Source organism: Stenotrophomonas sp. GSD10 (genome assembly GCF_056172695.1).
In genome coordinates this window covers 268,028-283,143 of the sequence record NZ_JAOCMC010000002.1, presented here as the reverse complement: position 1 = coordinate 283,143, position 15,116 = coordinate 268,028, and the positions used below count along the sequence as shown (strand labels likewise).

At 68.9% G+C, this 15,116-nt stretch carries 14 protein-coding genes; all 14 read right to left on the bottom strand.

The window, feature by feature from the left end; translation table 11 throughout:
- Window positions 1–71: 71 nt before the first annotated feature.
- The gene (locus N4G47_RS01390) at window positions 72–911 is read right to left on the bottom strand and encodes a glycosyltransferase family 2 protein (RefSeq protein WP_249841961.1); all 840 of its coding nucleotides are present in this window, start codon (window positions 909–911) and stop codon (window positions 72–74) included.
- Window positions 908–1,759 (bottom strand): glycosyltransferase family 2 protein, encoded by an 852-nt coding sequence (locus N4G47_RS01385; protein ID WP_475284776.1) that lies wholly within the window; start codon window positions 1,757–1,759, stop codon window positions 908–910. The genes N4G47_RS01390 and N4G47_RS01385 overlap by 4 nt, the downstream gene beginning before the upstream one ends.
- A 610-nt stretch (window positions 1,760–2,369) precedes the next feature.
- The gene (gene gspD, locus N4G47_RS01380) at window positions 2,370–4,568 is read right to left on the bottom strand and encodes a type II secretion system secretin GspD (protein ID WP_107232287.1); all 2,199 of its coding nucleotides are present in this window, start codon (window positions 4,566–4,568) and stop codon (window positions 2,370–2,372) included.
- A gap of 9 nt (window positions 4,569–4,577) precedes the next feature.
- Window positions 4,578–5,366: a hypothetical protein gene (locus N4G47_RS01375; RefSeq protein ID WP_475284773.1), complete on the bottom strand. Its 789-nt coding sequence runs from the start codon at window positions 5,364–5,366 to the stop codon at window positions 4,578–4,580.
- The gene (gene gspM / locus N4G47_RS01370) at window positions 5,356–6,075 is read right to left on the bottom strand and encodes a type II secretion system protein GspM (protein ID WP_475284771.1); all 720 of its coding nucleotides are present in this window, start codon (window positions 6,073–6,075) and stop codon (window positions 5,356–5,358) included. The genes N4G47_RS01375 and gspM overlap by 11 nt, the downstream gene beginning before the upstream one ends.
- Window positions 6,050–7,192, bottom strand: a complete 1,143-nt coding sequence (locus tag N4G47_RS01365; protein ID WP_475284770.1) for a PilN domain-containing protein — start codon at window positions 7,190–7,192, stop codon at window positions 6,050–6,052. Before N4G47_RS01365 ends, gspM begins: the two co-directional genes overlap by 26 nt.
- Window positions 7,189–8,052, bottom strand: a complete 864-nt coding sequence (locus tag N4G47_RS01360) for a type II secretion system minor pseudopilin (RefSeq protein ID WP_475284768.1) — start codon at window positions 8,050–8,052, stop codon at window positions 7,189–7,191. Before N4G47_RS01360 ends, N4G47_RS01365 begins: the two co-directional genes overlap by 4 nt.
- A complete protein-coding gene (locus tag N4G47_RS01355; protein WP_475284766.1) occupies window positions 8,049–8,681 on the bottom strand; it encodes a type II secretion system protein J in 633 nt (210 codons plus the stop codon). Before N4G47_RS01355 ends, N4G47_RS01360 begins: the two co-directional genes overlap by 4 nt.
- The gene (xpsI, locus tag N4G47_RS01350; protein ID WP_107232302.1) at window positions 8,678–9,103 is read right to left on the bottom strand and encodes a type II secretion system protein XpsI; all 426 of its coding nucleotides are present in this window, start codon (window positions 9,101–9,103) and stop codon (window positions 8,678–8,680) included. The genes N4G47_RS01355 and xpsI overlap by 4 nt, the downstream gene beginning before the upstream one ends.
- Window positions 9,100–9,516, bottom strand: coding sequence for a type II secretion system protein XpsH (xpsH, locus tag N4G47_RS01345; RefSeq protein WP_475284763.1), 417 nt, complete (start codon window positions 9,514–9,516; stop codon window positions 9,100–9,102). Before xpsH ends, xpsI begins: the two co-directional genes overlap by 4 nt.
- A gap of 83 nt (window positions 9,517–9,599) precedes the next feature.
- The gene (gene gspG, locus N4G47_RS01340) at window positions 9,600–10,043 is read right to left on the bottom strand and encodes a type II secretion system major pseudopilin GspG (protein ID WP_107232281.1); all 444 of its coding nucleotides are present in this window, start codon (window positions 10,041–10,043) and stop codon (window positions 9,600–9,602) included.
- 48 nt (window positions 10,044–10,091) lie between these two features.
- On the bottom strand, window positions 10,092–11,312 hold the full coding sequence (gene xpsF, locus N4G47_RS01335) for a type II secretion system protein XpsF (protein WP_249841971.1): 1,221 nt from the start codon (window positions 11,310–11,312) through the stop codon (window positions 10,092–10,094).
- Window positions 11,313–11,336: 24 nt separating this feature from the next.
- Window positions 11,337–13,058 (bottom strand): type II secretion system ATPase GspE, encoded by a 1,722-nt coding sequence (gspE, locus tag N4G47_RS01330; RefSeq protein WP_475284761.1) that lies wholly within the window; start codon window positions 13,056–13,058, stop codon window positions 11,337–11,339.
- 135 nt (window positions 13,059–13,193) lie between these two features.
- Entirely contained in the window at window positions 13,194–15,056 is a 1,863-nt protein-coding gene (locus N4G47_RS01325) for a S8 family peptidase (RefSeq protein ID WP_475289874.1), read from the bottom strand.
- Between the last annotated feature and the right edge of the window lie 60 nt (window positions 15,057–15,116).

The following is a 15,116-nucleotide window of genomic DNA, read 5'->3' as shown; positions in this document are numbered from 1 at the left end:
GGCGCGCCCGCCTTTCGTAGAGCCGAGCCCACGCTCGGCTGGATTTGCCTGAGCCGAGCGTGGGCTCGGCTCTACAACGACCTGCGCAGCAGGCGCGGCACCAGCATCAGCGCATGGGCCCAGATTGCCGCAAACACCGCCACACGCACCGGCAGCGAGCGCTGCCCGGCCTCGAACTTCTGGAAGTAGCGCCACAGGCCCTTGTGCTTGTGCCATTCAACGAAGAACGGACGCGACCGGCTGGAGACACCGCGCACATGGGTGACCTGCAGGTCGTTGGCGATGGCCACCACCGCCCCGGCCGCACGCGCGCGCCGGCACAGGTCCAGGTCTTCGGCATGCAGGCGATAGCCCGCGTCCCAGCCGCCGATGCGGTCGAACAGCGTACGCGGCATCATCAGCAGTGCGCCGGACAGCGCCGGCACCCGTTGCAACGCCTGCGAAGGGTCGCGCGGAACGGCCAGCTTCGAGCCCTTGCCTGGCGACCGCAGCATCATCAGGAAGTCCGGGTCACGGCGCCGCACCGCTTCATCGGCATGGCCCTGCTCATCCACCTGTTCCACGCCCAGCAGGCAGTCGCCCAGCGCATCGGCACGGGCGCGCAGCGCGGCCAGGGTATCGGCCTCGACCATCAGGTCCGGGTTGATGAAGGCCAGCCACGGGCTGCGCGAATCGGCCACGCCCTGGTTGTTGGCCGCAGCGAAGCCCGGGTTGTCCGGGTTGCCGACAAAGCGCACGCGCGGGTCATGGCTGGCATGGCGCTGCACGATCTCAAGCGTGCCATCCAGCGAACCGTTGTCGATCACCCGGATCTCGGCCACATCCTGCGCCTGGCGCAGGCGCGAGAGGCAGGCATCGATGGTGCTGCCGCTCTGGAAGGTGACGACAACGGCGGCAATGGCAGCATTCAAACGGGAGGCTCCGGCACGGACGGGACGAACAGGTCGCCCTGTTCCCGCGGCATTATCACCTGCCGGATGCGCTGCTGCAGATCGGCCCGCAGCCCGTGCAACGGGTCATGCATCAGAAAGTCGGCCAGGCGTGGCACCCAGCCCGGCCAGCGCGCGGCCAGCGCTTCCAGATCGCCGTCGCGGCTGACCGCCTCGCCTGCGCGGCTGACGAAGGCGGTCTCGCACAGCACGTTGCGCCAGCCCAGCCCGGCCATGCGCAGGCTCAGGTCGACCAGCGCCGCGTTCCAGCCGGCGTAGCTGTCCACATCCAGGCCACCGGCGCGACGGCGTGCGTTGCCACGCACCAGCACCGCATGGGTGACCGCTGATGGCAGCTCCGGGTGCAGCGTCGGCAACCCGCTACAGACGTGCGCCAGCAGTTCGGCGTCATCGGGCTCGGGGTTGATCTCGCCCAAACGTGGCCACGCCGCGGTTTCGCCCGCGTTGCACCACGGGGTTGCGGTCGCGATGGCGGCGTCGCGGGCAAAGGCGTCCTGCAGCTGCTGCAACCAACCCGGCGCCGGTACGCTGTCCGGTGCCAGCACCACCACGTCCATGCCATCGCAGGCGCGCAGCATCTCGTCCAGATGGGCCACCTCGCCGAGCGGCCGCGCACGGCGGGTGTACTCGGCCTGCAGTGGCGTATGCGCCAACCAGTGTTCCACCACCGCCTGCGCACGCGGACCGGTCTGCGCATCGTCGGCCAGCCAGACCGCGGTACCCGGCGCGGTGCCGGCATCCAGTGCAGCCAGGCAACGGTCGAGCGCGGCATCGTCCACGCACAGCGGCAACAACACGATCGCCCCCATCCCGCCTCCGTGGTTGTCGGTGGCCACAGCCTAGCACTGGGAGGGTATCGGCCGGGTTGCACCCGGCACCCGTGGTAGTGCCGGCCGCTGGCCGGCAACAGCAACAGCAACAGCGGGTTTTCTGAGGGATGGCAGGGTGGGTCCGGTTGCGGGGGACGCCGTGAATACGTCCCTGTAGGCTTGGCAGCCGCATCCATGCGGCTGACACCCCCGCAACCGGACCCACCCCGCCTTGGACAGATTCCTGCGATCTGTCGGAATGGCTCCTGGGGTCAGATTCGTTTTCCTTCGGAAAACGGATCTGACCCCATTTCCTGATTTCGAAATCTGACAGACAGTCATCCACGCATGGCGTGGATCTACCATGTCGACCAAGGTCGACACCTGCCAACAACCGCGGGAATCTGTCGAAGGCGGGGCACTGTGGGTTTGCGGGGTGTGAGCCGCATGGATGCGGCGACCAAGCCCCCATGGATGGGTTTACGGCGTCCCCGCATACCCACAGTGCCCCGCCATCCCTCAGAAGACCCGCTGTTGCTGTTGCTTCTGAGGTTGCCGGCCAGCGGCCGGCACTACCGCGGGTGCCGGGCGCAGCCCGGCCATAAACCCCTTACTTCTTCGCGCGCGGCTGGTTCAGCGGTTCCATCGCACGGAAACGCTTGCTGTACTCGTCAGTCAGATTGCGCGCTTCCTGGCCATTGCGGACGATGCTCGGGGTCAGCAGCACGATCACCTCCGAACGACGGCTGGTACGGGTCTTCTGGCCGAACAGCGCACCGATCACCGGAATCCTGCTCAGGCCCGGAATGCCGCTGCTGCCATCGGTGGCCGAATCGGTGATCAGACCGGCCAGCATGATGGTGTCACCGCTCTGCACCGCCGCCTCGGTGGACAGCTTCTTGGTCGAGATGCGCGGGTTGCAGTTGCGCTCGTTGGGGTTGCAGGTCTCCGGAATCTCCGAGGCGCTGCTCACTTCCTGCACGATGTCCAGGAACACGGTGCCATCGCGGGTCACCCGCGGGCGCACCTTGAGGATCACGCCGGTATCGATGTACTGCACCGAACTGTAGGTGCTGGTGCCCACACCGGTGTTCACCGTGGTGGTGTTGATCGGCACCTTGTCACCCACATTGAGCGTGGCTTCGGCGTTGTTGCGCACGAACACCGAAGGGGTCTGCAGCAGACGCAGGTCGGTGACCTTGTCCAGTGCGCTGACCACGGCCGCGGCATTGTGCCCGGTGAAGGCCCAGCCCACGCCATCGTTGCCGGTCACGCCGCCGGCGAAGGTGTTCCAGGCGCCGGCGGCCGCAGGCGGCAGGGTCAGCCCGCTGAGCGCACCGGTCAGCGCGCGCCCGGCCACGGCGTTGTCGAAGAACCAGTTCACGCCATATTTCAGGTCGCCGGTCAGTGCGACTTCGGCCACCTGTGCTTCGATGTGCACCTGCAACGGCATCACGTCCAGCTTCTCGATCACTTCGCGGATCGAGCGCCATGCCTGCGGCGTCGAACGCACCAGCAGCGTGTTGGTTTCCTCCACCGCCGACACGCCGACACGGTCGCCTTCCACCTCCAGGCTGACACTGACATTGCCGGACTGGCGCTGCGGCAGGTTCATGCTGCCGCCACTGCTGCCGCTGCCGGTTCCCCCTGTGGTGGAACCGAGGCTGCTGTTGCTGCTGTCCATGCCGCGGTCGCTCTCGCCGCCCAGCTGCGACGGAATCGCACCCGGTGCCAGCGACGCCGGGCTGGAGCCGCCACGGTTGCCACTGCTGGCGAAGGCTTCGCTGAGGCGCTCGGCCAGATCGCGTGCCTTGATGTAGCGCAGTTCATAGGAGAACAGGCGCGCACTGCCACCTGCGGTATCGATCCGGTCCAGCCATTGCTGGATCTGGTCCAGGTACCGCACCTGCGGGGTGATCACCAGCACGGCATTGGCGTTTTCCAGCGGCAGGAAACGGAACATGCCGGCGCTGGGCGTCTTGCTCTCCTCACCGAACACCTTCTCAAGGTCGGCGGCGACCTGCTCGGCCTTGCCCGACTGGATCGGGAACACTCCTACCGACATGCCCGACAGCCAATCGACGTCGAAGATCTCGACGGTGCGCATGTAGTTTTCCAGCTCGGCACGGGTGCCGCCCAGGGTGATCACATTGCGGCCGCTGTCGACGTTGACGATGGCGTTGGGCCGCGCGTACGGCTCGAGCACCTTCTTCATCTCGGTGGCCGAGATGAACTGCAGCGGGATCACCCGCACCTCGAAGCCGCGTGCGCTGGCGGCGGGGGCCGTGCTGGGCGCCACCGTACCAGCCAATGCCTGGTCGGCGGCAACGATGTTGTAGCGACCGCCGCTGTAGACCATGCGCGCGTTGTTCCAGCCCAGCACCATCTCCAGCAGATTCAGCGCCTGCGCCGGCGATACCGGCTTGGGCGTGGCCAGGGTGACCGTGCCCTGCACACCCGGAGCGATCACGTAGTTCTGGCCCAGCATGTCACCCAGGATCGCCTTGACCACCGCGTGCAGCGATTCGCCTTCGAAGTTGAACGTGGCCTCGCCGGTGCTGGCCCCGTGCAGCGCCGGCGCCGGTGCGCGCGCGGCTTCGCGGTTGATCATGGTGCCGGTGCCGCGGCGGATCACCGCCTGCGGCGCGCCCTGGCTCTCACGGGCGGCATCGGCGGCGACGTCGGCCGCCTGCCCGGCAGCGGCGCTGGGCGACAGGTTGCCGTTGCGCTGCACGTGCGGCGCGGACACCGTACTGCAGCCGACCAGCAGCGCAAGGGCAAAGGACCAGGGAAGAAAACGCAGGTTCATGCATTCACTCTATCGGTTGGTGCCATCGCCCGGGGGCGGCGACGGTTGTTGCTGCTGTTGTTGCTGCAGCTGGCGGCGACGGGCCTGGATGCGTTCGCGGATGGCCTGCATCTGCGCTTCGCTGGGGCCGTTGGTGTCGGCGGGAGGTGTCTGTGCGGCCGGGGTTGCGGCGGTGGCGGTGGCCGGGCGTTGTGCCGTCTGCGCCGGAGGGGCGGCCGCTGCCGGCGGCGGCGGCGGAACCGGCGACGGCACGGCACCACCGGCCGCAGGGGGCACGCCGTTGGCGCCACGCAGCACGGTCGGCGGCTCGCCGCCCTGGCCATTGAACACGGCCAATTCCAGCACCTGGTTGCCTCCCGGCCCGATCACCGTTGCCTGGCGGGGCTGCAGGGCCACCAGCTGCCAGCCGTCCACCGCCTCTCCGTTCAGGCGCAGGCGCAGCGATCGGTTCTGCTCGGTGCTGAAGGTGGCCATGCCGAAATCGCCGCTGAGCAGCACGCCGGTCAGGCGCAGCGCGGCGCTGGCCGCCGGTTCGCTGCCGCCCAGCAGGTACGGACGGGGGCGGCGGTCTTCGGCAAACAGCGGGCGCGCTGCGATGGCACTGTAGCTGTCGGCACTGGCCATGCGTTCGGCGGCCAGGGGCGCCAGGGTGGGCAGCGGTGGCGCCGCGTCGGCATCGCCGCCGGCCTGTGGCAGATCGCTGCCCAGCCCGAACAGGGTGGCCAGCCAGACGGCGCCGGCCCAGCCGGCCAGGGCCAGCAGGAAACCGGTGCGTAGGCTGATCTGCTCACGCTTCATCGGCCACCTCCTGTCCATCGGGCGGCGGCAGCGGTGCGGGTGTGGGCGCCTCGGCCGGTGGCGTCGGCGCGGCTTCGGTGGCCGGCGCCGGTGCCGGCTCCGGTGCCGCACCTTCGCCGGCAGCACCCGGCAACAGATAACCGGCCAGTTCGAAGGACACGTCCAGGCCCAGCCCCGATTCGTTCGGTGATTGCTGGAAACGCTGTGCAATGAGGTTGAGGTTGTCCACGAACAGGCGTGGGCTGCCGGTTTCCAGGCTGTGCAGGACCGTGGCCAGTTCGGCCACGCCACAGCGCAGCCGCACCTGCATGGCAACGCGGACGAACTCGGCATCGCGCCGGTTGTCGGTCAACGGCGTGCGGTTGCTGATGGTGCAACTGCGGTTGCCTGGGCTGGCCATCGCCACCGCATCCTGCAGCTTGGCACCCAGCGCGGCCGCGGCGGCTTCGGCGGTGGCCTCGCGCAGGAAGCCGGGACGCTGCAGCAGGGCCTCGCGGGTGGCACGCAGGCGCTGTTCGATCTGCGGCTGCTGCTGCAGCTGCGCCTGCACACGCGCTTCGCGTTCGCGCAACGACGCGACATCGGCATCGATCTCACGCAGCGGCTGGGTGAACCAGGGATGCACCAGCAGCAGGTAGGCCAGGCCCAGCACGGCCAGCAGCAGGGCCAGCGCCAGCCAGCGGTCACGGCGTGCGTTTGGCATCAGCATCGGCCGCCTCCTCGGTGCGGGCGGCGGCCAGCGGCTGCAGCTCGGCGGTCATGGTGAAGCGGTCGCGGCCACTGGCGGCGCCATCGGCCTGCAGCACGCCGGTCAGGTTGACCTTGCGCCACTGCGGCGCGTCCTGCAGCAGCTGCACCAGCTGCGAGGCTTCGCGGCTGAGGCCGATCAGCTGCAGGTTGTTGCTTTCGATGGCCAGTTTTTCCAGGTAGGTGCCTTCGGGCAGGCGCCGGGTCAATTCGTTCCAGATTTCGACCGTGCCTGCACGCTGGTTGCGCTGCTTCTCCAGGAACGCCGCGCCTTCGACCAGGGCCTGCAGCTGCGCCCGCTCGCTGGCCACGCCACGCGCACTGCGCGCGCTGCGCTCGACCTGCGCACGCAGTTCATCGGCGGCGGCGCGGCGGTTGTCCAGCAGCTGCAGGGCCGCCAGCACCAGCATCAGCAGGGCCGCCACGGTGAGCAGCACGTTCCAGCGCCGCATCGGGTCCGGTCGCCGCTGGCGCTGCGCCGGGGGCAGCAGGTTCACCTGCAGCGCCCTGCCCTGCGCGTCGATGGCATCGACACCGGCCAGCGCATCGGCCCACTCGCCCACGCTGGCGCGCCAGGCGTCCAACTGGCGCAACGGCCAGGCGACCAGCTCCACCTGCAGCTGGCCTTCGCCGGCCGGGCCGAGTTCGCGTACGTCAAAACTGACCTGGGACGATTCGAAGGGTGTCTGCCGGTCGATCTCGAAGCCGACCACGGCCCGCAGGCGGTCGGCGGCCGCTCCCGGCAGGCGCAGGGTGCGCCGCAGGACGTCCGCGGCCGGCAACAACCATACCCGCGGCAGGCCGCGCAGGCGCGGCTCCAGCACCCGGTCCAGCGCCTGCGGCGACAGCGGCCACGGCAGGCGCACCACGTCTTCGCGGCGCTCGCCGGCTTCACGCCAGACCTGCAGGTGATCGCCGTCACGCAGCAACAGCAGGCGCGCCTGGCCCCAGCCCAGCGCCCACTGCCAACGCACCGGCACCCAGGCCAGCAACCCGTGCCGCCACCAACGCAGGAAACGGCCCGTGCCCGGGCCGATCCGGCCCTGCACCTGCCGCAGACTGTCCTGCCAAGCTGTCATCTTGCTGCCATTCCCTGCTCCCAGCGAAGCACTGTGTAGGTCTGCCCGGGAGCCCCGCCCGAGCCATTGCGTACCACTGCCTGCAGCACCGACCGGCGTCCACTGCCGTCGGTGACACGGCACTCGATACTATAGGTGCCGCTGGCGCTGGCAAGCGTTGTCGCACCCGCTTCGCCACCGGCGTCACGCTCCTGTTGCGCGCGCTGCGCCAACGCCTGCTCCGCATCCAGGCCCAGCGCAGTCAATACCGGCGCACCGGCGAACTGCGGATCGGGCCGCGCCTGACGGCTGTACAGCGTCACATGCGGCAGCATCGCCCGATACAACGGTCCGCGCATGCCCAGCACCCGCTGCAGCTCACCCAGGGTCTCGAAACGCTTGTTGCGCGGGCCATAGGGCAGCCTTGCTGCAGCATAGTCGGGCGCTTCGGCACCGCCACCGGCCTGTACCAGACTGTCCTCGTCACGCCAGTCGACGATCGCGCCAGCCAACTGCCGGGCCGCGCCGTCGTCCTCGCCCAGCGCCTTGAGGAAAGCTGTCAGCAGGGCCACATCGGCCAGATTCAGGTTGATCTTGCCGTTTTCGTCCAGCACCTTGATCTCGATGGTGGCGTCGTCGAACTGCCAGCGATAGAGGCGGCCATCGGCGCGCCAGGGCGCCCGCTGCGGATCGGCGGACAGGCGTGTCAGCGCGTACTCCAGCCCGGCACGCGCGCGCTCCTGGCCCCGCGCGCCGTCATCGAGCACACGCTGCTGCAGATGCTCAACCCGTGCACTCAGTGCGAATGCGCCCACCAGCGCGGTCATCAGCGCAATCAGCCACAGCACCAGTACCAGTGCCGCGCCGCGTGAACGCCTCATCGCGGGCCCCCACTGCCACCCACGCGCGGCGCCACCACCAGTGCGGGCCAGGGCGCGCCACGGGCCGGCACGATCTGGATCTCCACCAGCATCGGCAGCCGCCGGGTATCGTCCCAGCGCGGCAGCCACTCGGTCAGTTGGCCGGTACCGGCGTCGATGCCGCGATAGCGCAGCTGCACCGACTTCAGCTCGTCCACCAGCAGCTCCGGTGGGCGCGGCGGCGTCTCGGCGATGCGCTCGCCTTCCTGCAGCAGCACCAGGTCCAGCAGCAGGCGGCGGTGACCCGGGCGGCCATCGACCTGCAGCGCATGCAGATAGGGGCCGCCACGACCGAGATAGCCCGGCAGGTCGGCAGCGAACTGCATGCGCTGTTCCTCGCCCTGGAAGAAGACCGGCTCGCGGGTGGGATCGGGGACCTCCAGCGGTGTGCGCAGCGCACCGGCCAGTTGCCGCCGCAGCAGCGCCTGCACCGCGCGCATGCGTTCGCTGTCGGCCGCGATCTGTTCGCCGCGCTGGCTGACGGCCATCGCCGAGCGCACGCTGGCGAAGGCCAGGGCCAGGCCACCGGCCAGCAGCACGGTGGCCAGCATCACTTCGACCAGGGTAAAGCCGGCGGCGCGTCGCTTCATCGTGCGCTCTCCAGGTCTGGCGGCAGCAGGCGCAGGCTGCGCCAGCGCAACTGCTCGCGCTCGCTGTCGCCCCAGCGCACCTGCAGCTGCAGTTCGGCCAGCCAGGGCGTGCCGGGCGACTGCGCCTGTGCCTGCGCGGCGTTGCCCGCGCGCGGCTCCACCCACGGCTGCACCTGCAGCTCCCAGTGGTAGCGGCCCTGCTCCCATTCGCCCTGCTGGCGACCCGCCTGCAACGGTGCGGCAACACCGGCTTCGGCCAGCAGTGACTGCGCATGCAGCACCGCGCGCGTACGCAGCTCGGCCTCGCGCACCTGCCTGGCGCCACCGGACAGGCTGCCCAGCAGCAGGGTCAACGCCAGGCCGAGCAGGGCGAAGGCGATGATCACTTCCAGCAGCGTGAAGCCGCGTGCGCGCCGCTTCATGGTGCCCGCCATGGGCCCGATCGGACCTCACCGGTAAGCCAGCCGACATCGATGCGCCATTCGGCGCCGTCGCGTTGCAGGCGGATGCGGCCACCGCTGGAACCGCCATCGGGATGGAACTCGATCACGCCCTGGCCCGGCGCGGTGGCCAGCTGTGCGGCGCCTTCGAACTGCACCTGCAGCTGCGCCGGGACGTCACCCTGACGCTGGTTGGCACCTTCCCAGCGCCGCCGCGCCGGTTCGATCACAAAGCGCTGCGGTTCGCCGCGGGCGATGGCCTGCGCGCGCACCATGCGCAGCTGATTGGCGATGTCCTTGCCGGCACTGCGCAGCTGCATGCCGGCAAAGCCGCGCGACAGGCCGGCCGCGGTGATCAGGCCGATCGCCGCGATCAAGGCGATCACCAGCAGCATTTCCAGCAGCGACAGCCCCCTGCGCGCCTGCCGTGCAGGCGCGGGCGGGGCAGCCGGCGCGGCAGGAAAGCGCTCATGCAGGCTTACGGCTGGTAGCGGATATCGGCGTCGACACTGCTGCCGCCGGTCTTGCCGTCCTTGCCCAGGCTGACCAGCTCATAGGGCTGGCCTTCGCCCGGTGCGCGGTACTCCAGCGCGTGACCCCACGGATCGTTCAGATCGGCCGGCTTGGCATACGGGCCCAGCCAGCCACCGACGCCGGCCGGTGCGGTCACCAGATCATTGAGCGCACCCGGCAGCTTGCCGGTGTCGATCTGGTAGTTGTCGATCTTGGAGGCCACGGTCTGCACCTGCGCCTTGGCGATGTTGGCCTTGCCGCGGTCAGCGCCGCCCAGCACGCGGCTGGCGACCAGGGTCAACACCGCGCCGATCAGCACGATGACGATGATGATTTCCAGCAGGCTCATGCCCGACTGGTGGCGTGCAGCGGTGAAGGAAAGGCGGATCGGTCGACGGGAAGCAATCATGGACGGTCCTTTCTGTTGCGGGTATCGGGGTTGCGGGGCATTCCATCGTCAACCGATGGCATTGGTCAGGTCGTACAGCGGCACCAGCACGGCGACGATCACCGCGCCGACCACCGAGGCCAGCACCAGGGTGATCGCCGGCACCATGGCCGCCAGCAGGCGGTCGATACGGCGGGCGCTGTCCTGTTCGAAGGTGTCGGCCGCCTTCAGCAACATCGTGTCGAGGGCGCCGGACTCCTCGCCTACCTGGATCATCTGCAGCGCCAGGCGCGGAAAACGCTTGCCGCGTGACAGCGCCAGCGACAACCCGGCGCCGTTCTTCACTTCGTCTGCGGCCGTTTCCACGTCGGCGGCCAGCGCACGGTTGCCGAGCACGTTGCGGGCGATGCCCAGCGCGCCCAGCAGCGGAACGCCGTTGCGCAGCAGGGTGCCGAGCGTGCGCGCCAGCCGCGCGGTTTCCAGTTCGCCCATCAGGCGGCCGATGCCGCGCCGTTGCAGCAGCCAGCCATCCAGCGCCAGGCGGAATGCCGGCTGCCGCAGCTTGCGCTCGAACAGCAGCGCCAGCACCGCCGGCACCACCAGCAACACGATCCACCAATCGCGCACGAACAGGCCCAGCTGCAGCACCGCGTTGGTGAACCAGGGCAGCGCCACGTCCAGGCTCTCGTACATCTGCGCGAACTGCGGCACCACGTAGCCGAGCAGGAACAGCAGCGCACCGCCCACCACCACCAGCAGGATGGCCGGATAGACCAGCGCGTTGATCACCTTGCCCTGCAGCGCACGGCTGCGCTCGAGGTAGTCGGCCAAGCGCTGCAGCGTCTCATGCAGGCTGCCACCGGCTTCACCGGCGCGCACCATGTTCACGTACAGGCGCGAGAACAGGCCATGCTGGCGTTCCAGCGCGGTCGACAGCGGCGCGCCACCGCGCACCACGTCGCGGATGTCGGTGATCGCGCGCCGCGAGCGTTCGTCCTCCGGCAGGCCGAGCAGGATCGACAGCGCGCGATCCAACGGCTGGCCGGCGCCGAGCAGGGTTGCCAGCTGCTGGGTGAACTGCAGCAGTGCCGGCCCCTGCAGCGGGCGCTGGCGCAGCAGGTTGCGCCAGCTGCTGCCACCGAGGGCGCCGCCGTCGGCCAGCTGCGTTTCCATCGGCAGATGGCCCTGGTCCTGCAGCCGCGCCACCAGCTCGGCCTCGCTGGCGGCCTCCATCTGCCCGTCGAAGATCTCGCCGTGCGGATTGAGCGCCTTGTAACGGTAGTTCGGCATGTCAGCCCCGGAATCCTGCGCGCATCAGCTTTCCTCGGTGACGCGCAGCACTTCCTCGAGGGTCGTCTGCCCACTGAGTGCCTTGGCCAGGCCATCCTCGTACATGGTGCGCATGCCCGCTTCACGGGCGATGCGTTCGATTTCGCCCATGCCATCGCGGCGCATCACCGCCCGCCGCAGCGCATCGTTCATCACCAGGAATTCCATGATGGTGGTGCGGCCGAGGTAACCGGTTGGCGCCAGCGCCGACGGCACGGGACGGTACAGATGGATGGGCCCGTGCGGCTGCAGGCGGCGCAGCTCGAAACGCTCGATCTCCTCCGGCGAGGCTTGGTAGCGCTCGGCGTGGGTCGGCTCCAGCCGGCGTACCAGGCGCTGGGCCAGGATGCCGTTGATGGTGGAGGTGAGCAGGTAATCCTCCACGCCCATGTCGAGCAGGCGGGTGATGCCGCCGGCCGCATTGTTGGTGTGCAGGGTGGACAGCACCAGATGGCCGGTCAGCGCCGACTGGATGGCGATGCGCGCGGTTTCCAGGTCGCGCATTTCGCCGATCATGATGATGTCCGGGTCCTGGCGCACGATGCTGCGCAGAGCGTTGGCGAAATCCAGGCCGATCTGCGGCTTGGCCTGGATCTGGTTGATGCCTTCGATCTGGTACTCGACCGGATCCTCGACCGTGATGATCTTGACGTCGGCGGTGTTGAGCTGGCTCAGCGCGGTGTACAGCGTGGTGGTCTTGCCCGAACCGGTCGGGCCGGTCACCAGCAGGATGCCGTGCGGCTGTTCCAGCACCTTGCGGAACTGCGGCAGGAACGCGTCGGTGAAACCGAGCCGGTGGAAATCGAATACCACCGTTTCGCGGTCGAGCAGGCGCATCACCACGCTTTCGCCATGCGCGGTCGGTACCGTGCTCACGCGCAGGTCCAGCTCCTTGCCCTGCACGCGCAGCATGATGCGGCCGTCCTGCGGCAGGCGACGCTCGGCGATGTTGAGCCGGGCCATGATCTTGATGCGGCTGATCACCGCAGCGGTGAGGTTGGCCGGCGGGCTTTCGCCCTCCACCAGCACGCCGTCAACGCGGTAGCGTACCTTCAGGCGGCTTTCGAACGGCTCGACATGGATGTCCGAAGCGCGCAGTTCCACCGCACGCTGGATCACCAGGTTGACCAGGCGGATCACCGGCGCTTCGGAGGCGAGGTCGCGCAGGTGCTCGATGTCGTCGACCGCACCACCCTCGCCGTCGGCGGTCTCGACGATCGCGCCCATCGCGCTGCGCCCTTGACCGAACCAGCGTTCCACCAGATCGTCGATTTCCGCGCGCATGCCCAGCACCGGGATGACCGGTACGCCCAGCGCCAACTGCACGGCCTGCTGCGGGTAGGGATCGTGGGCATCGGCCAGCCATAGCCGCATGCCCTGTTCATTGACGTCCAGCGGGCACACATGGAACTGCTTGAGGAAACGCAGCGACAGCGGCAACCCATCGGCCAGCGCCTGCGGAGGCGCTTCGGGCAGTTGCCGGCCCTCCAGCAGCGGCAGGCCCAGCACATCGGCGCTGGCCTGCGCCTGGTCGCGTTCGGACACCAGGCCCAACCGCACCAGCAGCCCGAGCAGGCTGCCGCCGGCTTCGGCGTGCAGCGGTCGCGCGCGCGCCAGGTCGGCTTCCTTGAGCCGTCCACGCGCCAGCAGCGCATCCAGGATGCGGCCTTCGGCGTCGTCGGTAACGGTAGCAGCGAGCGCGTTCACATGACTCTCCTGTCAATCGGTCCGACTTTAGCAGTTCGGCAGTGGATTCCGCCCTCCCCGGCAGGCCATTCGCAAAAACACGAAGCCCGTCACCTGCGTGACGGGCTTCGCGTGTTCATCTACGACGTCCCTGAATTACTGGGTCGCCAGGATGCTCACCCCGCTGTAGGCCGACTCACCCACCACCTTGATGTAATAGGTGCCGGCCACGGTCTTGGCCACGCGCACGGTTTCGGTATTGCCCGGGCGGGTGGACTTGGCGTCGTTGTCGGTGGCGGTCGGCACGCGGCCCTGGGCCAGGTACACCGACACGTTGCCGCTGCCGCCGTAGGTCAGCACGCTCAGCGCCTTGCCCGCTGCCGCTTCGAAGGTGTACACGGTTTCGCTGGCGGCTGCGCCGGCCAGGCCACCCACGGTCACCTTGTTGGTCAGCGGGATGCCTTCCGGTTCGCAGTTCTCGGTGCACGGCTCCTTCAGCGCGGCGTCCAGTGCGGCCTTGGCATCGACAATGCCGCTGCCGATCGGCGTCGCTGCCGGGATGGTGACCGGGAAGCGACGCGCGGACTGCTTGAGCAGGGTTTCCAGCGCGGCCGGCGCCAGCGGCTCCTTGCCCCTGGCGATCAGCGCGCTCTGCACCATCGCGGCCACGGCAGCCACATGCGGCGAGGACATCGAGGTGCCGCCCTTGCCCATGTAGATCCACTGGCCACCGGTGGGGCCCTGGGTGGCATCGGTGCCGATCTGCCAGATGTAACCGTTCGGGTTGCCATCCACGCTGCCACCACCGCCCGGCGCCGCCAGATCGACCACCGTGCCGTAATTGGAGTAGTAGGTGATGCCACCGGTCACACGGGTTGCGCCCACCGCCACCACATTGGCGCAGCTGGACGGACGGTAGTTGGCGGCGTTGTCGGTTTCATTGCCGGCGGCCACCACCACCAGCGTGCCACGCGAGACCGCGCCGTTGATCGCATCCTGGTAGGCCGGATCGCACGCACCGCCACCGCCCAGGCTCATGTTGATGATCTCGGCCGGATTGGCATTGGCCGGGACGCCCTGTACGGTGCCGCCCGATGCCCAGGTGATGGCATCGCTGATGTCGGCCAGGGTGCCACCGCACTTGCCCAGCACGCGCACCGGCAGAACCTTGGCCTTGTAGGCCAGACCCGCCACGGCCGAACCGTTGTTGGCCACTTCGGCAATGGTGCCGGCCACGTGCGTGCCGTGCCAGGAGCTGTCATCGGGCAGCGAGCCGGTGTAGCACTCGTTGGCATTCTCCACCCAGTCGCCATAGTCGGTGGCGCCCGGTGCACGACCATCGGTCGGCCGGCGCGAGGATTCCTTGTCGCTGATGAAGTCGTACCCTTCCAGCAGGTTCGTGCCGAAGTCCGGGACATTGGGAATGATGCCGGTGTCGAGCACGGCCACCACGATGCCCTCGCCCTGCGATACGTCCCATGCCGCCGGCGCATTCACGCCACCAGTGGCGTTGTGGAAGTTCCACTGCAGGCGCTGGTAGTCCGGATCATTGGGAACCAGCGCGGGCTGGGCGTTCGCCGCGCGCAGGTCCGAGCGCTGCAGGCGTACGTTGGCCACCGCGTACTGCACCGAAGGATCGGCGTTCAGTTCGGCCAGCACCTTCTGCATGTCGGCATTGCCGAGCCTGGACTTCAACCGCACCAGATCGGCGCCGGTGCCCAGCCTGCGTTCCACCTGCGGGGCCAGCGCAGTGGCGCGGCTGGTGTTGCCGCTGCTGACGATGGCGCGCGAAAGCGCCGACTGGACCACCGACAGCTTGGCCGAGCGGTCACTGGCGGCGGCGGTGCCGCTGCGGTACTTGACGATGACGCCGTCCACGCTCTGCTGGGCAGCGCTGGCCAGACGCGACGGCTCCTTGGCCACGCCCGGGGTTGCCGCGTGCGCGGCACCGACGCCCACCGTCAGCGACAGCACGGCGGCAGCCAGCACATTGATGCGAAGGGTCTGCTTGTTGGTCACGTTCGAAATCCTCTTCAAGGTCATGGTTGAGCTTTCCTTCTCCGTCCATTGCACGGACGG